Here is a 21,960-nt window from a genome sequence, read left to right on the forward strand (position 1 = left end):
TTTTATTACTTTTTAAATGGAAACGCATATTTCACAATACGTTTTAGTACACTGCCGTACTGTTTCACTAAACTTGCGTTGTTATAGTTCAAACCATATTTTTCACATACGGCCTGTACTTTTGGCGCCATTTTACGATAACGACGTGCAGGAACGTCAGGGTATAAATGATGTTCGATCTGATGGCTTAAATGCCCTGTCAAAATATGAAATGCTTCTGAACCGGTAAGGTTTGAAGAACCACGAATTTGGCGCATGTACCAATGTCCACGACTTTCATTTTCAAGTACTTTTTTCGGGAAAACTTCAACATCTTTGGTAAAGTGACCACAGAAAATAATACTAAACGTCCAAATATTACGAAGACCATTTGCCACTAGGTTCCCTGTAAGCACCGGCAATGCTGCAGGCCCTGCAATAAGCGGGAAGAACACATAGTCTTTAAATAATTGCTTGCCGATTTTGGCTTGCATTGGCTTCCATTCTTCTTTGGTCTGCTGTTTTGTTTTGCGACCTTTAAAGTATTTACCCAATTCAAGGTTTTGAATGGCAACACCCCATTGGAACAATAAGCAAAATGGAATGCTATAAATCGGTTGTAATAGATAGCCCGGCTTCCAACGCTGTTCTGGGAATAAACGAACGAGACCATAACCAATATCATCATCCATACCTTTAATGTTGGTATAGGTATGATGTTTAAAATTGTGAGTTTGGCGCCAGTTATCTGCAGTACCCACAATATCCCATTCATAAGTCTGACCATTGAATTTAGGATCATTCATCCAGTCATATTGACCATGCATGACATTATGACCTAATTCCATGTTTTCCATGATTTTGGCAAAACCTAAAAGACCTGTGCCTAAAATCCATGCTGGCGGAAACCAACCTGCAAACAATAATGCACGACCTGCCATAGATGAATATCGAATAGTCGAATACACACGACGAATGTATTTCGCATCCTTTTCACCTAAGTCATCTAAAACTTCTTGCTTAATCGCGTCAAGCTCACGCGCAAGTTCATCTAATTGCGATTGGGTTAACTCACGGTTTTTAGGATTTTTAAAATATTCAATTTTTACAGGCATGTTCATATTTTTTCTACCTTATAAATCAATAACGAGATCTGACTGTGCTGAGTTCACACAAATTTTGAGTAAATTACCCGGTTCTGTATTTTGGCTACCATTGACCATATTTTTAGTCGAACCTTCAACTTTGTTGCAGGCACATTTATTACAAATGCCCATACGGCAACCGTGATTTGGTTTGATATTTTGCTGTTCAAGACTGGCTAAAATTGATTGGCCTTTTGGGATACTGACGGTTTTATTGGATTGTGTAAGCGTGACATTCACAAAGCCAATGTCATCCGTTGCAATTGGGCTCATGCTAAATGCTTCACTCATAAAGCATTGTGCATGATCAAATAACGCTTCGGCCTGAGTGACGAAACCCGATGGACCACATGCAAACACAGTACTGTGCTCAATGTCGTCAATTTGAGCAGCGTGAGCGGCATTTAATCGTGGATCAGCAACTTCTTCTTGGGTAAAGAAAATTTGAAATTTAAAGTTTGGATATTGATTTGCCAAAGCTTCGAAGCGTAATTTGAATGCGGCATCATCGTGATACTTAACCCAATACATTAACTGAATTGGTTGCTCCGCAATTTGCTTAGTTTTGCTCATCGCTTTCAACAAACTCAACATTGGCGTAATACCACTACCCGCAGCCAATAGTAGCAACGGTGTAGAATTTGACACCAAAGTCATATCACCAAAAGGCTGACCAAATTCTAAGATGTCACCAACTTGTGCTTGTTCTACCAGCCAAGTACTCACAATACCCGTATTCACTTTTTTTACACTTAGCAATACGTGTTGATCATCTAACTGAGTCAAACTATAAGTACGTTCGTAACGGATCCCATTTACACGAGCAAAAACAGGATGATGCTGACCAGCTTCACCCATTTTAAACAAACGGTTCACCTGTATAGTTAGGCTGACCATCTCATTTGCTGCATTTTCTTTTTGTACAATTTTGCCGAGTGCCTGATTACCAGACCATAACGGATTAAATTTCTGCAACCAGAAATTCACCGCATTGACGTCTATAACACTGTCTTTGAGTGCGTTTAAAGGCTTTTTCGCTTTTTCGAGTACATGCATAATCAAATACAACTCATGGGAGGTTTTTAATTATTATACACATGTATATATATTTGTATATACGCTTGTGCATTTAATCGACATTTTCACAAAAGCTATTAGCAGAGGCTATAATATGTTAATGTTTTTAATCTATTAAAAAATATGACTCAGTCTGCACAGACGAATATGGTTAACATGTACCAGGAAGAATTACATTCTGAAGCTGAAACTCCACTTGCAGTTCGCACTGTAGGTCGTAAAGCAACAATTACCAAGGAAGAACTGTTTCAGGCAGCGCTTAATTTAATTGGTCCACAAAAAAGTATTTCATCACTGAGTTTGCGTGAAGTTGCACGTGAAGCTGGCATTGCTCCAAATAGTTTTTATCGTCACTTCAAAGATATTGATGAATTAGCCATTGAGTTGATTGATCGAGCTGGTGGTGTGTTACGTCAAATTTTGCATGAAGCACGCCTTCAGGCATCACGCCAAAGCAGTATTATTCGTAGTTCAGTTGAAGTATTTATTCAGCAGCTAGATGCCGATGAAGGCAACTTAAGCCTTTTACTTCGTGAAGGCTATACTGGTTCGCATTCCTATAAAAATGCAGTTGAGCGTCAACTTAACTATTTCCAACAAGAATTAAGAGAAGATTTAATCGTCCTAGAACGTTTAAATCAAAGCAAGTTGGCTCATCCTGACATCGTGGCACGTGGTATTACCCAATTGGTGTTTAACATGGGTGCAAAAGTCATTGATCTACCGACAGAACAACGCAAAGAAGTTGCCGAACAAACCATGATTATGATTCGTATGATCCTGGAAGGCGCTCGCCATTTAGACGAAGCACAGATTCGCTAAAAATTAACGGTCAAAAAAGGAGACGTTCAGGTCTCCTTTTTTATGAGCAAAATTTATTTTTCTAATGCTGTAAGTACTGCATGACGTGTAGCGCTGTCTGTTTCGGCTGCTCAAGTGGAAACATGTGCCCACCTTCAACTACACTATAATCTATACCATAGGTTTTCTTCATTCCGTCAGGCAAACCTTGTTTATAAAAATGGCTGTTATCTGCGGTAATAAGGTGTACAGGCATTTGAGGGGCTTTACGTGGAGTACGCCACCACCATGCAGGTACTGTACGGAAAATTTGCGCTTCCACGGCTTTTGGAATGCTGAGGGTCACGCCACCGCGTTTTTCATCAGTGCGAACACCTTGTGCAAAATAATCCTCAAAACATTGCGGATCAAAACTTTTAAATAAACGATTATTCCGTAGTGCCGTATAGGCTTCATCCAAATTTGGCCAATGGTCATTACGCTTCAGCGTAATTGCTGCAGGGGTAAGTTTATCGACAGCTTTGAGCTTTAATTTTTGCATACCTTCAAAAATGGCAGACTTAGGACCGATTACGAAAGGTGGATCCATAATAATCAGTTGTGAAAACAAATCTGGACGTTTATAAGCCGCCATAAGGGTGACTAAAGAGCCAAAAGAATGCCCAAGCCCAATCACTTTTTGTTTTGGAAATTGGTGCTCGATATCTGCTATGACTTGATCGACCAAATATCGCCAATCTTTGGTGATCGGATAGCGCTCATCCATACCAATAAGCGGAATCGCCTTCACATCAAATTGCGGTGCAAAGTAGGATAAAAACTTTCGATAACTTGCAGCAGGAATACCATTGGCATGGGTAAAATGGATCGCGCTTTTCATCTAAAACTCATCCAATCAACTGATGATGCCACATCATAAAGAGATCAATACGATTTAAACAGGACTCAATGAGTTTATCTAGATGACCTCAAAGTCAGTTTGCAGATTATTTTTGTGAACCGACCATTGATTGATTCGGTAAAAATGTTGCGCCACAAGTGGTTTTATCTCCAGCAACCACAACACCTCGCCCCTTTACCGTTGTACTTTGATCTGCCGCGATCGCAGCCACAGTCGAATTACATTTCGGGCAATAATGTTTCATGCCGTTTAAATGCACCGCAATACCATTAATCACAAATGAAGGTTCACATTCTGAAACCACACCACCGTGTGACGTTTTACTACCTAAGGTAATTAAGGATTTCATATTTTTATTTTCTTCTAACGAACTGCTGAAATTTGAAGCATTTTAACGGAACTACCCACAACTCGCTAGCATCGACGTATAAATTTAACCAAGCCAAAACTTTACTTAACTAAAGCATCAAAACACGACATTAAGGCAGTTCGTGATCAATCATTTGATTATGATGCTATCGCTATATGTCCAAATATATTTAATCATTTCACTTTCATAATTCAATCGACATCAATCACGACAGCTTATGTCGCGATGCCGATTCTTTTACTGATCAAAGCATGTATATTGGGTATCGCAATGAGCATGAAGCGTAGCACCCTATTTTACAATTTCAGTATTTAACTGAGCTTCGAATCAGAAAATGGCGCTTTTCTACGCCATGATTAACTTTAGAACATTCTTAGACTAAACACATTATTCAAAACTATTTTTATAAATTTTAGATTCCAAACGTAGCACCATTTCATTTTATAACGCAGATAAATAAAGCATAACCATTCTATTTTCAGGAGGTTTTATGATTTTAATAAATGACTTTGATTTAACCCAACCACAAAAAGTCATCGTGTTAGACCATACACTAGATGAAACAACCCTATTAACAGAAATACTGGCCTTGTGTAAGACTGCAGACCCAGAGCTCATCGTGGCGGAAAGCAAAGAGGCTGATTTAGTTCTACGCTTATTACCTGAAATACATGATTATTGTGGTGCCATTGCCTTAAAACAGCCGCTATGTAATGACATCGACTTTGATTTACTTAGTGTTCATTATGTAACACGCAGCCAAGCAGAACGAAGTACGATCCAAATTCAGTTAGCAAAAAATCATCCTGACTATACAAAGCTTGATGGCATATTTTATATGTTGGATGAAAATGAAGATTTTGATCAAGCTGTAGAATTGCTGAAGAATAGTTACTTTTTTTATGCCGATGTCGACAATTTAGATTAAAAATAAACAATACAAAACTTAGATTTAGCGTAAATCTGTCGTGATTAATTTTACAGTTATAATTTTAGCCATAAAAAAAGCACCCTAAGGTGCTTTTTTAATATTCTTAGCTTATGGCTTAACCACTACCATAATTTGAATTGCTTCTGGTGTAACTGCCAAACCATCAAGCAGTGTTAAACCTTCTTTTTGCAGTTTTTGTAAACGTGCAATTTCGTCTTCACGAATACTTGGGTTGAACTGCTTCAAATAAGTTAAACGGTCAATTTCATATTGCCATTTGCTACCGTAGATTTCTTTGGCTTGTTGTTTAAAGCCCGGTAATGCACCACGAGCAATTTCAAGCGCTTGCGTATAACGCTGTTCAATGACATCACGACGCGCCTTAACCACTTGGCGGCAACTGTTGCCATCAAGATGATGTAAATAAGGACGTAAAATTTCAGGTGCAATTTTTTGCGATAAATCCTGACCTTTTTCGCTCAGTAATACACGAACCAACTGTTGTGGCAAACTTGATGGCAAATTCAATGCTTTCGGTGCAACGACATCGACTTTAAACCACACTTCCATTAACACAGAACCTTGCGGTAAAGCGGCCGATTTCAATACAGCAACGTTGGTACTACCAAAGCCTTGCGTATTAATCATTTCCATCACACTTTCAGTGAATGGATGCTCAAGTGTTAAATATTGAGCATCTTCACGGATCTGTGCTTGGTCACGATAGAACGTCGCCGTCATACCTTCTTCGTCCAAAGTCAGACCTTGAACTTGCATTTGATCCGTTGGCTTGATGATCACGGTACCATTACTTTGCTCATCAAAATCAATGTTTGTAGACGCCATGAAGCGCTTCATGAACATTGGTAACGTAGTATTGTCGTCGTAGTCTTCAAGTGCAGTCACAATTTCTTGTGCCACGATTGGACGGCAAGAGTTGTACTCAAGTAAACGGTCACGACCTTCTTGAAGTTCAGCTTCAAGTGCTTCACGTTGTACACTCACCGCTTCGAGCAAATCTTCAAACTCTTGGCCTTTATCTGCCAACAAGCAATCTTTCAGATTGACGATGAAGTTTTCTTGTAAGGTTTGCGCAGTCGGCGAGATATTACAGAAAATATTTAATGCTTCGTTATACCAACGGAACATACGCTCTTGAGCAGTACCAACCAGATAAGGCACATGAATTTGAATACGATTTTCTTGACCAATACGGTCTAAACGACCAATACGTTGTTCAAGTACATCTGGGTTTGCAGGCAAGTCAAACAAAACTAAGTCCGATGCAAACTGGAAGTTACGACCTTCAGAACCAATTTCTGAACATAGTAAAATTTGCGCACCGTATGACTCTTCAGCAAAATAAGCTGCTGCTTGGTCACGCTCTAATAAGCTCATGCCTTCATGGAACATCGCTGTGCGAATACCCGCATGCAAACGAAGTACATTTTCTAAAGACTCAACCACTGGACCACTACGTGCAATTAATAACACTTTTTTGTGTTTCAAGTCTGTACGCAGACGTTCCATCAGCCACATCACACGTGGATCAGTTTCCATCCACGAGCCATCAAGCTGCATTTCTTCTGGCCACATTTGCTCACGCAATTTACCATCCATTGACCAGTTTTCAGGTGCTGGTAATGGTGCTGGTTGGCAATCACGACCTGGGAAGCCTTGAATCGCTTCACGGGTATTACGGAATAAAATACGACCAGTACCATGACGGTCTAATAATTCGTGAATGGCACGGAAGCGTTGTTCAGGTTCATCAGTAATACGATGACCTAATAGGCTTTCAATCGCTGCCAAATGCCCTTCTTCGAGTGGCAGATCAGACATTAGCACTTCAGCAATTTTAGCTGTTTGGTGATACTGCTCTTCTTCATCCAAGAAACGATCAAGCGAACTAAAACGTTGTGGATCGAGCAGACGCAAACGTGCAAAGTGACTTTCCACACCTAATTGTTCAGGCGTTGCGGTTAATAACAAGACACCCGGCGTTTTTTCAGCAAGTTCTTCAACAAGGTCATAACGGTCATTGCCGCCTTCTTCTTCTGACCACATTAAATGATGGGCTTCATCGACTACGAGCAAATCAAACCCAGCTTCAAGCGCTTGTTCACGCAAGTCATCATGGTCGATCATCAAATCGACACTGGCAATGATGCATTGTTCTGTTAAGAATGGGTTGAGATCTGGATCGTGTTCTTTAATCGATGCTGTACGTGTCAGATCAAATAATGAGAACTCAAGATTGAAACGACGACGCATTTCAATCATCCATTGATATTGCAATGAATCAGGTACTAAGACCAAGATACGTTCTGAACGACCCGTTTTGAGTTGCTGATGAATAATCAGACCTGCTTCGATGGTTTTACCTAGACCCACTTCATCAGCAAGTAATACACGTGGAGCAAAACGTTTACCCACTTCATGCGCAATATACAGTTGGTGTGGAATGAGACCCACACGTGAACCTACCAAGCCACGTAGAGGGCTAGACTTCATATTGGCTTGAAGAAGCAGTGCTTCGATACGCAGGTCATACCATTCTTTATAGTCCACTTGGCTTGCAAGCAAACGATCTAATGGTTTTGCTAACTGAATACTTGCACCAATACGTGTTTCATTCAGTGCTTTACGCTCTTCTGTGCCATCGGCAAGTTTACGTACCGCGTTATAACGAACCACACCACCACGGTCTTCAAGCGATTCGACAATCCAAATTTGACCTTCTTGGTCTTGGACTTCGTCATTTACATTGAAAACAATACGAGATAAAGGTGCATTGTGACGGGCATAGACACGAGTTTCATCACTTTTCGGGAATAAAATGCTGACCGATCGCTCATCAACATCAATAAGAACACCTAAACCCAGTTCCGTTTCTGTATCTGATAACCAACGTTGACCAATAGCAAACTGCTGCAATTTTTCCACCTTTTTCTCAAGTTCGGTCTGAAAATATTATGCTCAAACTGTGAACGTTATTTGAGCAAAAATCTAGACCATAAAGCAATATATTTTGACATAAAGCCCACTAAATAGTGAGCAGAATTCTTAGGGATTTAAATGATTTTCCTAAAATGGGACAGGACAGTGAAATTCCACTGTTTGCTCTGTTTCAGGATGGTTAAAACTTAAACGCTCAGCATGTAAACATAAGCGCGGCATCAGCTGCTGTTGCTCAGGTGTTGCATACAAAGTATCACCAACAATAGGATGACCTAAATATTGCATATGAACACGAAGCTGATGGGATCGACCGGTAATAGGAGTTAACACTACACGTGTTACGGCTTGACCCTGAATCTCAAAATGTTCAGTGGCTTTCCAATGCGTAAGTGCAGGCTTATTATGTGCAGGATCGGCAATATGCAGTGGCGGATGTTCTGGGTCATACACGACGGGTACATCAACAGTACCTTCACCTTCGAGCGTACCCGCAACCAATGCCTGATATGTTTTTGAAGTTTGACGTTCTTGGAACTGGCGTGAAATTCGATTTTGCCCTTGACGGGTTAATGCAAAAACCAAAATACCTGAAGTATCACGATCCAAACGATGGATGAGCAAGGTATTCGGTTCAATTTTTAATAATCGATTGATAACACAGTCTTGTAAATCTGCTGTTTTTCCCGGAACTGTGAGTAAACCTGCTGGTTTATGGATCACCATAAAGTCAGTGTCACGATGTATCAGGTGTTCGGTTAGAAAATTACTCAAAGTTCAATCCAGTTCTGATCTCGAAAAACAAGGCGGCAATAATAAAAAGCTTAGCCAACAATTACAATGCACAAAGGCATATTTCCCGACGTATTTTCCGATTTAGAACAAAAATAATTCCAATTGGCTTTGTTTAGTCTGTACTGAGTAATTTTTCTAGCAATGCTTTTAGACTTGCATCATCTAAAAAGTCTTCATAACGGATGTTTGCACCATTGGCACGCCACAAACCAATTAAGCTGACCATGGCAACGGAATCGAGCCCATAACTACGTAAATCGATTAAGGGATCTATTTCCAATGCGTCCATATCTAGCTGCTCTGCAATAGCCAATAATATGCCTTTGGCTGACAAAACGAATTCAGTTGGTGCTGACAGATTCCAAAGTCGCATCAAATTATAACTACTCATGTGATGAATACCTTGGCCTGACATGGAGTCCACCCACTGAATATGCTGTTCCTGATTATTTAGCACAATTGCGTCATCAACAATACAGATTTGCTCTGTTACGCTGTATAGATACGGCAAGATCTGTTTCAGCATAGGCGTGATTTGCCCTGCAAAGATGAGCTGCGGGTGTGTTGTTGCATATTCACCAAGCTGCTGCATGCCTTGAAGTAAATCATCACCATATAAATCGACAATTGGAATCTCTAAAGCTTTGGCTTTATTGGTCAGTTGGATCAAATTTTCCATCAACTGCGTATCTTGTATACCCTGCTGCATGCGTAAATTTTGTAAGCCAACCAGTACCAATACTGACTGTGTTGATGACAGCTGCCATTTTGCTTGAGATGGTGCAAATTGGATTTTTTTAGGCATGGGATAAAGCATACAGACTCGGTACATAACTCAAGTTGGAACAATTGATATGCTAACGCAGAATCATATCTGAAAGTGACTTTCGGCTACTGATAATTTACTTTTTGGTCAACTTTAAACTTATAGATTTTTTTAATTCTATTAAGTTTATTAGATAAACCTAAGTTTTGGTTTTATTCAAATTCGGATAAAAAATAATCTTGTAAATATTCAAGTGATTTACCCTCATACAGCAAAGAAAAATCACCATCGTGCTCTTCTAAACTTGAGCTGCCATCAATAACACCTAATACATTACTAATTGAATCAATCATTACTTGTCGTAAGATAGAGAAAAAAATTCTCTTATGTTCGTCTGGCAAAGTATTAAAAAAACTTATTGCTTCAATAAAATAAGGATCTTTTATTTCTGATGGTGAGCAGTCTGTGAACAATCCTTTATAAATTTCTAGGTTTTCGTTAATAATTCCTTTTTTGAGCAGATGAGCTAATTCTTTTGAGTCCATACCTTTCCCTTTATTTTAGTTTCGTATAACAGCCATTTTTTTTTAAATGAGCATAAAAAATTTTCAAATATAGATATTTTTCTTCAAATATCATTTTTTTATTTTACGATAATTTCTTTAATATTCTTTTCATCCCCAAACAATATTCGAGATACATCAATACTCATCATTGTAAAATATATGTATCGCTGCAGCTCATCCCTAATATACATCGCATCAAGAATTACATTATTTAATGTAATTCCTAAATCAGTATATTACATAGCATATAAAACTAGCACTGATAGTACCCTAATAAACCCTGATACTTCAAACGACAAGATTTGCTGGGCAAGTTTCTTAAATGTTAATGCTGACAAGAGCAGTACTCCTGTCAGCTTATCGTGTTTATTTCTGAGGTTCGACATTCAGTGCAGCCAAAGGTGGTGACATCGGATGTACCGAAGGTTCACCGCCTGCAACACGAGACAGAGGCAGCCACTGTGCAAGTATTGGATTGGTTCGATCAAATAGTGGAGTTAACTTTAATTCAGAAGGTAACAATTCACTCAAAGAGCTCATGCTTTCAAGTTTAGCCAAAGCCTTGATGCTATCTTCAGCCGCATTACCTGTATCCACTTTGGCAGCCACAGTCACAATACTGACTTGCTTTTCATCTTGATTAAACATCAGCCAAGCACTGGACAAACCTAGCGCCTGCGCATGCTCTCGCAAAGTCGGCCAAACCTCTTTTAGCAGCTGATCTAACTGATCATGCTGTGTAGAAAACCGTTCAAAACGCACAACATGATGTGATGTTGCTAAGGGTTTAAAATCATGAGCACCAGCAACACGCCAAATATTTCGCTGTACATTCAAGAAAAATGGACGGCTCCAAAACTTTACATTCGGCTCAAATTCCAATTCTTCACTGGTGAAACGCTCATAATCTTTTACATTTTCCCAAGTATCAAATAAGTAGCGTCCACCAGTCCAAAGCGCACCACTAAAACGGTCAAAACCAAGTGGCATATATTTTTGTGGCGCATGCCCGGGCGCACATCCATGCTGCGACGTTCAATTTCCTGCATATTCACTAAATCATGCATCTTGATTTCACTTGCAACTGGGAAGTCTGAAGTAAACGCTGCTTCTGCCTGAATCGGGCCTGTTTCGTAGTTGAGAATCGCCATATGTATCTCCGATATTCGTTGTGGAGTTGTATAAATAATTGCTCTCAGCCAGTGCTGAATCAGCTGTTAAACCCACTTTATCGAAAATAAATTCTTGAAAAAGACCTTCAAATTTAATTTACTTATTACATCGTGTAATTAATAAATAGAAATATTATGCTGCGTCACTATGATGATCTACAAATCGGCAGTCTTGAATTGTTTTGTTTAACCGTGGAAAAGAAAAGTTTCTCTGCTGCAGCAATTGCAGCAGGCATTTCTCCTGCCGCAGTCAGCAGAGCGATATCACGCTTAGAAGCAAAATTTGGGGTAAAGCTATTTGTCCGCACTACACACCAACTTAAAATTACCGATGCTGGGCAGCATTATTATTATTTTTGCAAACAAGCCCTTAACAGCCTACTCGAAGGTGAAATGCAAATCAGCGGTGAACAGGAACACCCCATCGGCTTACTGAAAATTAGCGTGCCCACAGCTTATGCACATTATCGTCTGCTGCCTAAAATGGCTAAGTTTACCGAACTGTTTCCACATATTAAGCTCGAGATTCATGTCAGCAACCATAATGTAAATTTAGTGACTGATGATTATGACATTGCGATTCGCGGTAATGAGTTAACCGACTCTGGCTTAATTGCACGTAAACTTGAAGATGCTGCATTATGCATTGTGGCTACACCTGAATATTTGAAAAGGCACCCTGCACCTATGAACATCCAAGACTTACAGCATCACGAATGTATTTTGTTTGAATTACCGAGTTCAGGTAAGTCTGGACCGTGGTCACTCATGGATGCAGGCAAAAAAATTATGGTTGATGTCCAAGGAAAAATTACCTGTAAAGATGATTATCTCTCGACCTTAATCTTAGCTAAATCTGGTGCAGGACTGATGCAGGTCTACCGCTTTTCAGTGGAGCAAGAATTACAAAGCGGCGCGTTGGTGGAAGTTCTCAAATCTTATAGCCAAACAACTCGGCCTTTTTATTTACTCTATCCAAAGTCTAACTATCAGTCTTCTAAACTCAAAGCATTTATCAATTTCATGCTGAATGCTTCGGCTCAATCTTAGAAAATTTCGATTTAATGCTATGGGCGAAGTTCCTAGACATTTAAATCAAAATAAAAAAAAGCCCAACATATCGATTGGGCTGAATTATCTATTTCACTCAAGATCATGCTTAGTCTTACTGTGCCAAAAACTTCTCAATCGCCTGCTGTGCAATTTCTGCATCCTGAAAAGACTTTACTCCAGACACGCCCATCGCACCCACCAACTGCCCTTCGTACAAAATCGGCTCACCACCTTCCAACATTCCCGAAAAGGTATCCATAGTCAAAAACCCCATCTGGCCGCCTTTAATAATGTCTTCAAATAATTTTGAAGGACGGCGACTAATCGCAGAACATTTGGCTTTTTCTAAGCATAGATTTGCTGTCATTGGCGATGCACCATCCATACGCTTCATTGCCAATAAATTGCCTGTTTCATCCATTACCGCAATGCTGACATTAAAGCCATTTTCTACTGCATAAGCATGTGCTGTGTTTAGTAAAAATTCTGCATCTGCCAAAGTTAAATAATGCTTGGTTTTCATTTAAAAATCCTTTTCTTAAAAAGCCGAACTTAAAACAACAAAAAAGCCCACAGCAGGCTGCGGGCTTTATTCTAAAGCAGAATTTACCGATTTAAATGAAAATTACTTCATTTCGGCAAAAACTTCTTTCGCCATTTCAATGGTAAATGCAATATCTTCATCGCTATGCGCGCTTGAGAAGAAACCTGCTTCAAATGCTGAAGGCGCTAAGTTTACACCGCGCTGCAGCATGCCGTGGAAGAACGTACGGAACGCATCTACATCACATTTCAAAATTGAATCAAAACCAGTAATTTCAGTTTGATCAGTGAAATAAATACCGAACATGCCGCCCACTTGCTGCGTAAAGAACGGAATGCCCGCTTCGTCTGCAGCTGCCTGTAAACCAGCAAGCAAACCTGCCAATTTTTCAGTCAAAGTTTCATAGAAGCCCGGCTTACGCAGATGTTTAAACATCTCAATACCGGCACGCATAGCCAATGGGTTACCAGACAATGTACCTGCTTGATAAACCTTGCCAAGAGGTGCAATGCATTCCATCACTTCACGCTTGCCGCCAAATGCACCCACAGGCAGGCCAGCACCAATAATCTTGCCTAAAGTGGTCAAGTCAGGCGTTACACCGTAATGCGCTTGCGCACCGCCAAGACCGACACGGAAACCTGTCATTACTTCATCAATGATAAAGACTGAACCATGTTCATCACATACATCGCGAATGGCTTGTAAGAAACCGTCAATTGGTTTCACCAAATTCATGTTGCCTGCAACTGGCTCGACAATTACACCTGCAATTTCTGAACCGAATTTTGAAAAGCATTCTTTAAGCATCGCAATATCGTTATACGGCAGTGTTAAGGTGTGTTTGGCGAAATCAGCTGGAACACCTGCAGAAGTCGCTTCACCCTCACCTTTAGTAAGTAGGCCAGAACCCGCTTTCACTAAAAGCGAATCTGAATGGCCATGGTAGCAGCCTTCGAATTTTACAATCTTATCACGGCCGGTGTAGCCACGAGCAAGACGGATGGCAGTCATCGTTGCTTCAGTCCCTGAGTTGGTCATACGAACCAATTCAATAGACGGCATAATTTCGCAAATAATATCCGCCAAAGTCGTTTCATGTACAGTTGGCGCACCAAAACTCAAACCATCAACAGCCGCGTCTTGAACTGCTTTGATAATGTCGGGCTGAGCATGACCTAAAATCATTGGGCCCCAAGAGCCGACATAGTCGACATAGCGTTTTCCGTCTACGTCATAGAGATATGCGCCTTGCGCTTTTTCAATAAATACCGGAGTTCCACCTACACCATTAAATGCACGTACAGGAGAGTTTACGCCGCCAGGAATATGCTTGCTGGCTTGTTTAAATAATTGTTCTTGCTTAGCAGATAAGCTCATAAAAATTCTCTACTTATTCAATCTAAAAAATAAAATTAAGCTTGTTCAGCAAAAAGCTCAGACCATTCATAAACACGACTGCTGACAGCAGACATTGAACGACCTAATACATCACTAATCACAGCACAAAGGTCAGCACCTGCTTCAATGACTTCTGCTGAATTTTCTACAGTTAAACCACCAATTGCACAAATAGGTACATTTAGTTTCGCTTTGGCTTGTTTTAGCGTTTCTAAGCCAATATTGCCTGCTTCAGGCTTAGTTTCAGTTGCAAAAATGGCACCAAAAGCCACATAGTTTGCACCGTCTGCAATTGCCTGCTCAGCCAGTTCTAAAGAGTTATTGCAGCTTCGACCGATCAAAACATTTTTAGGTAAGCGTGCTACAGCTTCAGCAATTGAACCGTCATCTTGCCCTAAATGGACACCCACACCATACTGAACTGCAGTTTCGAGATCATCATTAATGACAAAAGGCACTTTGTACTGATTACACATATTTTTCATGTATTCAATTTCATAAGCCTGATCTTCCTTTGCCACTTTTTTACGACGATATTGCAAAACAGCAACTTCATAAGTTGCCATCGCGCCTTCAAGCTTGGCTAAAAGCAATTCGATAGGATCATCATTGGTAATGAGGTATAAACCACGCATAGTTCAATCACAACTTAAAACTTTTGAATATTATAACGATTAGGTCTGTGAAATGTTGCTTGGGGCATAAAATTTTAATGCTTTGCTGCTGAGAAAGTTATATTCCTTTTCACAGGACTACTTATATAAATGTTTAATTAAATTTTCTGTAGAAAATGGCAAAAAATACCTATTTTCAGGTATAGAACAAAACTGATACAAATTATTTAATAGTGCACCAGAAGAACTCAAAACTCAGCGCATAAAAACACAACACTTTTATAAAAATAAAAATGTGTAACCTATTAGACTTTTTGGTGCTTGGTAAGAAGCGTTTTGGGGAGCGTTCAGAGCATCAAAAAGTCTAACCTATTTTATAAAAGTTTTTATTGTTATATATTTCAAACAATAGACTTTTCTAAGGCCATAAAAAAAGCCTAGAGAAGGTCACTCTAGGCTCGGAAAACTGGGGTTTATCGACTATTCATGTCTTATGATAAGAAATAAATAAACAATATGAACATTATTAGACTAATCACTCTAATTTTGCAAGTCATTTACTGAAAAAAATCACACCCATATCCATAAAAATTAAGCGTTTGATTAATAAACAATTAACTATCAATCTTATCTAAATTACGGTGTTTTAAGCTTAAGTTCCCCTTCACAATATCAGACAGCATGCGCCAATCGGAAATAAAACTGTACAAAGGTTGCTTGAAACTAGCTGGCTTATTTTTTTCAAAGAAAAAATGTCCGACCCATGCACAGGCATAGCCTGAAACCAGGCCATAAGCAAAATACTTCGGTTGTCTTTTTAAAATTGCTTTTGCAAAGAAATAGAGTCCTATACTGCTGCCTGTGGCATGTAAACGTCGGCTCATGATATTTCGATGTTCAGTCAAATAAAATCGATAAAATTGCGAGTAGTCACGAATAGGCAACTGAAGTTCGGGCTTTAAATCTCGATTTAACTCGGGTTGTACTTGTGAATTCATTTTGTGCTCATCCTGAACTTATTTTAACCAACATAGCTCAAAACTCGCCCATTTTAAAGGCGTAAAATTTTATTTTGCTCCCATGTAACTCGAGCAATAGTAAATTATACAATTGATGGAATATCCATCTTTTAAAACTTTTCTTAGTCCAAAATCAGAGTTTTCAAATCAGTCAAGTCTTACTTCTCAACTGTTTTTCGCTACAATCGAAACGCGTTTAGCTCATAGAAAATTTACGCGCATTTTAGTTTTTCATTTTTATAAAAATTTAAAGATCGCTTCATGCCAGATCATGAAGTTGTGACATCAGGACAGAAAACCATGGTTGAAGTTGAATTAAAGTTCCAGATTCCAGAAGCACGTCGAACTGCATTATTAAAGGCACTCGATCCAAAAAAATCGGAACAAATTCAACTTAAAGCTAAATATTTTGATACCCCAGATCGAAAAATGGCACAGCAGCATGCAGCTTTGCGTCAACGTTTAGAAGGAACGCGCTGGATTCAAACCCTGAAAGCTGCAGGTAAAAGTCACATTGAACGGTTTGAACATAACTTAGATTTGGGCGAGCATGAACAAGCCCCTGCCCTAGATTTATCGGTCTATGCCAATGAAGCTGAAGTTCAGTCAGTTTTAAAAACCACTTTAGGCGATCAGCAGGATTCGTTACAACTTCAGTTTGAAACTGACATTCTGAGAACTTATCGCGTCATAGAGTTTGAAGACGCCAAGATCGAAGTTAGCTTAGATATCGGCTGTATCCGCAGCAACAGCACAGAAACAGAAGTTCATGAAGTTGAATTTGAGCTTAAAAGCGGCTCTATTCAATCACTCCTTGCCTTTAGTTTCGAATGGGTTAAAAAGTATCATTTATGGTTAGATGTTCGCAGTAAAGCGGAAATCGGTAACTTGCTGGCGTTTAATCAAACTGTGAGTCCAGCAGTTGAGGCTAAAGAATTTCAACTCAGTAAAAAAGATACTGCCGCAAAAAACTTACGACTTTTAATTGCACAGGAAATGCAGCACCTTCTGCCTAATATTGCCGCAATTTCTGCAGGTGTGGCTCAGGCCGAGCACATTACACAAGCTCAAAAAGCACTCCATCATTTACAATTGACCATTTCGCTATTTAAAGATTGGAACAGTGATATCGTTGAAAAATGGGCATTGCAATTAGGCGCATTTAAACAGCAGTTTGAACAATTACACCATTTTGAGCACATGCAAAATACCTTGGGTGGCTTTTTACAAAACCCAACGACTTCAGAAAATTTAACCAAAGATATTTTGTATGCCAAAGAGAAGTTAGGCAATTTAGTTAAATCGACTCAAAATGTGCATCATTATCTTGAGCTTTTAATGTTTAGTTTGAAATTCGATGATGCGCCGCAGCAACATGATTTTAAATGGTATGCTCAAACAACCCTGCAAAACCAATATAAAGCCCTCCAAGAGGCTTTAAATGATGCCGACATTAACAATTTTGAAAGCTTAGACGTGCTTTCTCAACGCATACAAGAGCTTAAATTTAGCTTCCCAATTTTGACGTCTATTTATGATGTAAAAAACTTGCAGAAATACAGTAAAGCGCTCAATGATGCACAAGTCGCAGCTCAGGAATACCAAGTCCTTTCCTCTTCTGCACAATATATTCAGCAAACAGAGCTGGAAGCTAGCGATTGGTTTGTTCTCGGCTGGTTAACGGCAAAACTAGAGGTTTATGCTGATAAGCTATTAGAAGCGACAGAACAATTCCTTGTGAGTCGAAAACTCATTAAGTAAAATCAAAAAGGGAGATTCAATGAGTCTCCCTTTTTATTTGCATCCCACATTGTCATATAGATATTCATTTGTTGAACATTCAGATTCAAAGTCGGCTAATTTCAATTCATCATTTCTTTAGTTTGACTCAGTTACATTGAAATATTTTGAGAAGCTATTATTTTTGTTTTCTGGATAAAAACTTTTAAAATAAGCTATCTGAAAAATTAGATTCAGGGTGGTTTTATGTTGAATAGTCACATACCTGTAATTCATCCCCTATTTTCATTTTCACTTATATTTATCCTTTTCCCATTACTGAGTGCTTGTAGTGAACAACATAAGCCTGTGCAAAGCACCGAATTAAGGCGCACGGCATCCTTACAAGTAGAAAAGCCGCTTTCTCCAACTCAAAACTTTGATCAGACACGACGAACCTTTAAAGTCCTGCGCAATAATAATGAGGACTATGGTGATGAGTCTTACCAAATCAAAACCGATGCTGGCACACTGAGTATTTACAGTATGAACTTGAATCCGCAGCAAGGTCAGCTACTATCCAGCGTCAAGTCTGGAGAATGTCTAACTCTATCGAGTCAAAGTGACAATTTAATTGCGGTTGATGGTTATATCAGTGTGATGGAATTGGGCGACATTAAAATTCATCCCTGCAAATAAGCGTCAAAAAATTGTTTTTGTATAACAGTCATTCAAAAAACTAAGAAAATTGCCTTAAGGCTACGCTGCTATTGGGGGTTTAATTCATAATCCATACTGATTTGACCTTGTGCTAATAACTCCCATGATCTCATTGCATTACTCACCATGCGCTGTAATTGTATCAAGCCCATGCCATCACGCGCTTGTATGGTCATTCCTTGTAATAAGGTCATATAAAAATCAGTCAATTGCTCTGCATGAGCCAAACTTTCAATTTCCGCATTGTGCACACCTATAGCGAGCCGATCCATAATTTTTGTTTTGGTATAGGCACGTCGTTGTTTGAGCTGTTCTTGTATGGTTTGATTTTGCTGTGAACAATTCATCGTGGCCACTACCACCATACAACCTTTAGGTTTATTAGTTTGCACCAAATGCTGAATACTGTCGTACAGATAGAGCTCCATCGCAATTTTAGCCGTTTGACCTGCTTGTAGAATTTTTTCTGCAGGCTGAACTTCGTGTTCACTATAGTATTCAATACATTTTTCAAAAAGCGCCGTTTTGTCGCCAAATGTGCCATATAGACTAGGTGCGGTGATATTCAAAGCTTGAGTTAAATCACTGATGGACGTTCCTTCATAGCCAAATTGCCAAAACAACATCATCGCCTTTTCCAAGGCTTGCTGTTCATTAAAACATTTAGGTCGTCCACGCTTCTTGACCGAATCGGCTGGATTAGCGTGCATATTTTCCTGCTTTGAATCATTCATCATAAGCTAACATTTATATTTTATAACGTTCACTAATAAAATAATTGACGCTCATAAATTAATCAAATAGTTTATTTTTATAACAGTCACTATTAAATTAAATAATTAAGGTGTAACGCTATGAATACGCATGCTACAGCTTTAAAACCAGATGTACCGTTGGCGCAGCAGCCCGAAGTGTCTTCTCCTAATCAAGGGAATTGGTTTGCAATCCTCACGGTTGCCATTACAGCTTTCGCCCTTGTCACCAGTGAGTTTTTACCTATTGGCGTGTTAAATGCCATTGCTCAAGATTTAAATATTAGTGTAGGTACCGCAGGTTGGGTGATTACCCTCCCTGGCATTATGGGTGCGATCGCAGCGCCCCTGCTTTCTGTTGCTGTGAAGCAACTTGACCGTCGTATCTTACTGATTGCCTTAACCGTGATTATGATCATTTCTAATTTTATAACTGGCTTCGCAGAAAGCTTTGCACTGTTGTTGTTTAGCCGTTTTCTATTGGGTATTGCTATCGGTGGATTTTGGGCAACAGCCATAGCCTTGAGTGGACGTGTCGCACCCAGTCATCTCGCCATTGCCAAAGCCACTGCGATCGTCATGGCAGGAGTTACCTTAGCGACGGTTTTAGGTGTTCCATTAGGTACATGGTTGAGTGACTGGTTAGGTTGGCGTAGTGCGTTTCAAATCATTGCAGCGATTGGCATCGTCATTTTAGTTTTAGAAATCAAATTTCTCCCAAAACTTCCACCGACATCGGCTATTCGATTTAGTGATTTACCTGCACTGATTCAACATGATAAAGCACGTAAAGGCCTGATTATTATTTTATTAATTGGTTTTGCTCATTTTTCTTCTTATAGCTATCTCGCCCCATTTTTTAAGAATCATGCAGGCTTTGATGCGACCACCATCAGTTCATTATTATTGATCTACGGTATAGCCGGTTTCTTTGGTAATTTATTTGCGGGTTATAGCAGTAACATCAATGTCCGCTATACCCTTGCTTTTGTTGCCTTCAGTTTTATCGTAGTATTTTTTAGCTTCCCACACTTTGCAGTTCATTTATTCGGTGCATATCTTTTAACCGCATTATGGGGTTTCGCCTTTGGGGCATTTCCTACAACGGCCAATATTTGGATGTTTTTACATACCCCTGAAGCTGTTGAAAAAGGCATGCCATTGTTTATTGGTATTTTCCAACTCATGATCGCGTGTGGCTCACTGTTTGGCGGCTATATTGTTGATCATTTTAATGCCAATACCTTATTGTATTCAGTGATGACCTTTGTCGCATTTGCCATAGTGGCTATATTCACATTAGGGCGTGGATTAAATAACCCGAAGCTTCCTTGTACAGCAAACTAAGTACACGCTCTAACTGATATCGTCAATACATTTGATTAACGATATTTCCCAAAGATTTTCCACGTATTGTTATCTGCTAATGGGTCGCTATAGCTATCACTACGGGCTTTACGTGGTTTGTCACGGGCATCCACCAATTTAAAGTCGTTTTCGACACTGAGAACAATGCCATTCACATAAAAACGGGTACGGGTGTATTCACTTTGTCCATGTTGAAATACATAGGTTCTGAGGTCAATAAATTCTCGGTGTGCGACCAAAGCTGCCGTGTCATCGCTGTCCAGCCATAGTCGCATCGCTTGAATTTGATCAGCTTCAAACTGCCCACATTTTTCAACTAAGCTGGCAATACCACGAAAGGTTTTAGATTCTTTCGCACGTGTTTTGTTGATTCGAATACGATCCACGTGAAAATAAAAAAGCGGCAGATTCAAATGACTCGGCAAATGAATTGCATCAAGGACTTCATCTTCCATAAAGGGCTGAAATAAGTCTTGAGCACGTTCGATTAAGCCTGTCCACTGCGCATAATATTCAGCCACTTCAGCCTGTGTACCATAATAAATGGGCAGCCCTTCTACATTGGCTAAGGTTGAGGGCGGCCAAATATTTTGTCGAAGTAATGCAATATCACTTTTCAGACTTTGCACTGCGATTGCATCTTGCATGGAGCATTCCATTCTACTTAGGCTATTTTTAGATTAAGTCAAAGGTTTAGTTTCTGCAAGGCTTTGCCTATAATACTGCATTAGATTTTTATGCTAGGACACATTCATGGTTCAAAAGATTGAAGCTACTGATGTAACCGAAGAAGAAGCGTTGAATGCAGCTTTCTTTGAACGTGCGGATGAATTTATTAAACAAGCCAATGAATTTTGTCGTGTTGAAAAAGGTTCTCAAGTCAAACCTGCAGAAATGCGCGGTCAAGTGAGTGCTGCCATGTTATTTGGTACTGCTCGTTTTAATACTTGGGTTGCTGCAAATGGCTTCAAAGATGGCAAAGAAATGCGTGATGCCAAAGATCAAGTGATGTCTTATATTCTTCAACAATTTCAAATGATGCTTGAAGATAATTATGATGAATATTGCGAACAGTTTGAAAACTATCTTCGCTTCCGTCATAACGAAGAATTCCATGCAAATAAGCATGATCACGACCACGATCATCAGCATTAATCAAAAGCCCTTCGGGGCTTTTTTTATACAACTTCTCTTTCACAAAGCTTTGATTTAATATTTAGTCATAACGTTGTATTTTCATCATTCATGCTATTTTCAGTACCTTGTATATTTGAAAATACAATGAAATACGCAAGAAATGGACATGGTT

Annotated in this window: 23 protein-coding genes; 7 read left to right on the forward strand and 16 right to left on the reverse strand. The window is 39.4% G+C overall.

What is annotated here, in order from left to right:
* Positions 1–5: 5 nt before the first annotated feature.
* On the reverse strand, positions 6–1,100 hold the full coding sequence (locus B1201_RS11200; protein ID WP_078193588.1) for a fatty acid desaturase family protein: 1,095 nt from the start codon (positions 1,098–1,100) through the stop codon (positions 6–8).
* Between the two features lie 12 nt (positions 1,101–1,112).
* Positions 1,113–2,180 (reverse strand): ferredoxin reductase, encoded by a 1,068-nt coding sequence (locus B1201_RS11205; protein WP_078193589.1) that lies wholly within the window; start codon positions 2,178–2,180, stop codon positions 1,113–1,115.
* A 168-nt stretch (positions 2,181–2,348) separates the two neighbouring features.
* On the opposite strand from B1201_RS11205, the gene fabR reads away from it, so the two are divergent.
* Complete coding sequence (gene fabR, locus B1201_RS11210) at positions 2,349–3,023, forward strand: HTH-type transcriptional repressor FabR (RefSeq protein WP_372491111.1); 675 nt, start codon at positions 2,349–2,351, stop codon at positions 3,021–3,023.
* 61 nt (positions 3,024–3,084) lie between these two features.
* On the opposite strand, the gene B1201_RS11215 is transcribed toward fabR, so the two are convergent.
* Both B1201_RS11215 and B1201_RS11220 read right to left on the reverse strand, forming a co-directional pair.
* Entirely contained in the window at positions 3,085–3,882 is a 798-nt protein-coding gene (locus B1201_RS11215) for an alpha/beta fold hydrolase (protein ID WP_078193591.1), read from the reverse strand.
* Between the two features lie 106 nt (positions 3,883–3,988).
* Positions 3,989–4,252, reverse strand: coding sequence for a PAAR domain-containing protein (locus B1201_RS11220; RefSeq protein WP_078193592.1), 264 nt, complete (start codon positions 4,250–4,252; stop codon positions 3,989–3,991).
* 511 nt (positions 4,253–4,763) lie between these two features.
* On the opposite strand from B1201_RS11220, the gene B1201_RS11225 reads away from it, so the two are divergent.
* Positions 4,764–5,201, forward strand: coding sequence for a hypothetical protein (locus B1201_RS11225; protein WP_078193593.1), 438 nt, complete (start codon positions 4,764–4,766; stop codon positions 5,199–5,201).
* 111 nt (positions 5,202–5,312) lie between these two features.
* Here B1201_RS11225 and rapA read toward each other — a convergent pair whose 3' ends face one another.
* From rapA to B1201_RS17060, 6 genes are all read right to left on the reverse strand, one after another.
* A complete protein-coding gene (gene rapA, locus B1201_RS11230) occupies positions 5,313–8,150 on the reverse strand; it encodes an RNA polymerase-associated protein RapA (protein ID WP_078193594.1) in 2,838 nt (945 codons plus the stop codon).
* A 141-nt stretch (positions 8,151–8,291) separates the two neighbouring features.
* Positions 8,292–8,936 (reverse strand): RluA family pseudouridine synthase, encoded by a 645-nt coding sequence (locus tag B1201_RS11235; RefSeq protein ID WP_078188821.1) that lies wholly within the window; start codon positions 8,934–8,936, stop codon positions 8,292–8,294.
* 133 nt (positions 8,937–9,069) lie between these two features.
* Entirely contained in the window at positions 9,070–9,774 is a 705-nt protein-coding gene (locus B1201_RS11240; protein WP_078193717.1) for a phosphopantetheine-binding protein, read from the reverse strand.
* 161 nt (positions 9,775–9,935) lie between these two features.
* Positions 9,936–10,268: a hypothetical protein gene (locus tag B1201_RS11245; RefSeq protein ID WP_078193595.1), complete on the reverse strand. Its 333-nt coding sequence runs from the start codon at positions 10,266–10,268 to the stop codon at positions 9,936–9,938.
* Between the two features lie 387 nt (positions 10,269–10,655).
* Complete coding sequence (locus B1201_RS11250) at positions 10,656–11,279, reverse strand: hypothetical protein (protein WP_213032933.1); 624 nt, start codon at positions 11,277–11,279, stop codon at positions 10,656–10,658.
* Complete coding sequence (locus tag B1201_RS17060) at positions 11,201–11,440, reverse strand: hypothetical protein (RefSeq protein WP_213032934.1); 240 nt, start codon at positions 11,438–11,440, stop codon at positions 11,201–11,203. Before B1201_RS17060 ends, B1201_RS11250 begins: the two co-directional genes overlap by 79 nt.
* A 156-nt stretch (positions 11,441–11,596) precedes the next feature.
* Here B1201_RS17060 and B1201_RS11255 point away from each other — a divergent pair, with 156 nt between their 5' ends.
* The gene (locus B1201_RS11255) at positions 11,597–12,511 is read left to right on the forward strand and encodes a LysR family transcriptional regulator (RefSeq protein ID WP_078193596.1); all 915 of its coding nucleotides are present in this window, start codon (positions 11,597–11,599) and stop codon (positions 12,509–12,511) included.
* 115 nt (positions 12,512–12,626) lie between these two features.
* Here the strand turns inward: B1201_RS11255 and B1201_RS11260 are convergent, their stop codons facing one another.
* From B1201_RS11260 to B1201_RS11275, 4 genes are all read right to left on the reverse strand, one after another.
* Positions 12,627–13,037 carry a GlcG/HbpS family heme-binding protein gene (locus B1201_RS11260; protein WP_078193597.1) on the reverse strand — a complete coding sequence of 137 codons (411 nt, stop codon included), beginning with the start codon at positions 13,035–13,037 and terminating at the stop codon, positions 12,627–12,629.
* Positions 13,038–13,139: 102 nt separating this feature from the next.
* Positions 13,140–14,438, reverse strand: coding sequence for a glutamate-1-semialdehyde 2,1-aminomutase (gene hemL, locus B1201_RS11265; protein ID WP_078193598.1), 1,299 nt, complete (start codon positions 14,436–14,438; stop codon positions 13,140–13,142).
* Between the two features lie 35 nt (positions 14,439–14,473).
* Positions 14,474–15,094, reverse strand: a complete 621-nt coding sequence (gene thiE, locus B1201_RS11270) for a thiamine phosphate synthase (RefSeq protein WP_078188828.1) — start codon at positions 15,092–15,094, stop codon at positions 14,474–14,476.
* A gap of 593 nt (positions 15,095–15,687) precedes the next feature.
* Positions 15,688–16,071 carry a DUF962 domain-containing protein gene (locus B1201_RS11275; RefSeq protein WP_078193599.1) on the reverse strand — a complete coding sequence of 128 codons (384 nt, stop codon included), beginning with the start codon at positions 16,069–16,071 and terminating at the stop codon, positions 15,688–15,690.
* Positions 16,072–16,392: 321 nt separating this feature from the next.
* Here B1201_RS11275 and B1201_RS11280 point away from each other — a divergent pair, with 321 nt between their 5' ends.
* Together B1201_RS11280 and B1201_RS11285 are read left to right on the forward strand one after the other, a co-directional pair.
* Entirely contained in the window at positions 16,393–17,853 is a 1,461-nt protein-coding gene (locus B1201_RS11280) for an inorganic triphosphatase (protein WP_078193718.1), read from the forward strand.
* A gap of 225 nt (positions 17,854–18,078) precedes the next feature.
* Positions 18,079–18,510, forward strand: coding sequence for a hypothetical protein (locus tag B1201_RS11285; protein WP_078193600.1), 432 nt, complete (start codon positions 18,079–18,081; stop codon positions 18,508–18,510).
* 68 nt (positions 18,511–18,578) lie between these two features.
* On the opposite strand, the gene B1201_RS11290 is transcribed toward B1201_RS11285, so the two are convergent.
* Positions 18,579–19,241, reverse strand: a complete 663-nt coding sequence (locus tag B1201_RS11290; protein ID WP_228144779.1) for a TetR/AcrR family transcriptional regulator — start codon at positions 19,239–19,241, stop codon at positions 18,579–18,581.
* A gap of 144 nt (positions 19,242–19,385) precedes the next feature.
* Here B1201_RS11290 and B1201_RS11295 point away from each other — a divergent pair, with 144 nt between their 5' ends.
* Positions 19,386–20,630, forward strand: a complete 1,245-nt coding sequence (locus tag B1201_RS11295; protein ID WP_078193602.1) for an MFS transporter — start codon at positions 19,386–19,388, stop codon at positions 20,628–20,630.
* Between the two features lie 35 nt (positions 20,631–20,665).
* Here B1201_RS11295 and B1201_RS11300 read toward each other — a convergent pair whose 3' ends face one another.
* A complete protein-coding gene (locus B1201_RS11300; RefSeq protein ID WP_078193603.1) occupies positions 20,666–21,298 on the reverse strand; it encodes a hypothetical protein in 633 nt (210 codons plus the stop codon).
* A gap of 106 nt (positions 21,299–21,404) precedes the next feature.
* Between B1201_RS11300 and B1201_RS11305 the strand changes: the two genes are divergently transcribed.
* Complete coding sequence (locus B1201_RS11305) at positions 21,405–21,806, forward strand: DUF3144 domain-containing protein (protein ID WP_078188837.1); 402 nt, start codon at positions 21,405–21,407, stop codon at positions 21,804–21,806.
* The last annotated feature ends 154 nt before the right edge of the window (positions 21,807–21,960 follow it).

This window comes from Acinetobacter sp. ANC 5600 (genome assembly GCF_002018395.1).
GTDB lineage: Bacteria > Pseudomonadota > Gammaproteobacteria > Pseudomonadales > Moraxellaceae > Acinetobacter > Acinetobacter amyesii.

Bases quoted from the DNA above. Each gene is read 5' to 3' on its own strand.
- B1201_RS11205 (WP_078193589.1), bottom strand. From the start codon at position 2,180: ATGCATGTACTCGAAAAAGCGAAAAAGCCTTTAAACGCACTCAAAGAC.
- B1201_RS11245 (WP_078193595.1), bottom strand. From the start codon at position 10,268: ATGGACTCAAAAGAATTAGCTCATCTGCTCAAAAAAGGAATTATTAAC.
- B1201_RS11255 (WP_078193596.1), top strand. From the start codon at position 11,597: ATGCTGCGTCACTATGATGATCTACAAATCGGCAGTCTTGAATTGTTT.
- B1201_RS11215 (WP_078193591.1), bottom strand. From the start codon at position 3,882: ATGAAAAGCGCGATCCATTTTACCCATGCCAATGGTATTCCTGCTGCA.
- B1201_RS11285 (WP_078193600.1), top strand. From the start codon at position 18,079: ATGTTGAATAGTCACATACCTGTAATTCATCCCCTATTTTCATTTTCA.
- fabR (WP_372491111.1), top strand. From the start codon at position 2,349: ATGGTTAACATGTACCAGGAAGAATTACATTCTGAAGCTGAAACTCCA.
- B1201_RS11275 (WP_078193599.1), bottom strand. From the start codon at position 16,071: ATGAATTCACAAGTACAACCCGAGTTAAATCGAGATTTAAAGCCCGAA.
- B1201_RS17060 (WP_213032934.1), bottom strand. From the start codon at position 11,440: ATGGCGATTCTCAACTACGAAACAGGCCCGATTCAGGCAGAAGCAGCG.
- B1201_RS11220 (WP_078193592.1), bottom strand. From the start codon at position 4,252: ATGAAATCCTTAATTACCTTAGGTAGTAAAACGTCACACGGTGGTGTG.
- B1201_RS11300 (WP_078193603.1), bottom strand. From the start codon at position 21,298: ATGCAAGATGCAATCGCAGTGCAAAGTCTGAAAAGTGATATTGCATTA.
- thiE (WP_078188828.1), bottom strand. From the start codon at position 15,094: ATGCGTGGTTTATACCTCATTACCAATGATGATCCTATCGAATTGCTT.
- B1201_RS11240 (WP_078193717.1), bottom strand. From the start codon at position 9,774: ATGCTTTATCCCATGCCTAAAAAAATCCAATTTGCACCATCTCAAGCA.
- hemL (WP_078193598.1), bottom strand. From the start codon at position 14,438: ATGAGCTTATCTGCTAAGCAAGAACAATTATTTAAACAAGCCAGCAAG.
- B1201_RS11225 (WP_078193593.1), top strand. From the start codon at position 4,764: ATGATTTTAATAAATGACTTTGATTTAACCCAACCACAAAAAGTCATC.
- B1201_RS11200 (WP_078193588.1), bottom strand. From the start codon at position 1,100: ATGAACATGCCTGTAAAAATTGAATATTTTAAAAATCCTAAAAACCGT.
- B1201_RS11290 (WP_228144779.1), bottom strand. From the start codon at position 19,241: ATGCACGCTAATCCAGCCGATTCGGTCAAGAAGCGTGGACGACCTAAA.
- B1201_RS11250 (WP_213032933.1), bottom strand. From the start codon at position 11,279: ATGCCACTTGGTTTTGACCGTTTTAGTGGTGCGCTTTGGACTGGTGGA.
- B1201_RS11260 (WP_078193597.1), bottom strand. From the start codon at position 13,037: ATGAAAACCAAGCATTATTTAACTTTGGCAGATGCAGAATTTTTACTA.
- B1201_RS11295 (WP_078193602.1), top strand. From the start codon at position 19,386: ATGAATACGCATGCTACAGCTTTAAAACCAGATGTACCGTTGGCGCAG.
- B1201_RS11280 (WP_078193718.1), top strand. From the start codon at position 16,393: ATGGTTGAAGTTGAATTAAAGTTCCAGATTCCAGAAGCACGTCGAACT.
- B1201_RS11305 (WP_078188837.1), top strand. From the start codon at position 21,405: ATGGTTCAAAAGATTGAAGCTACTGATGTAACCGAAGAAGAAGCGTTG.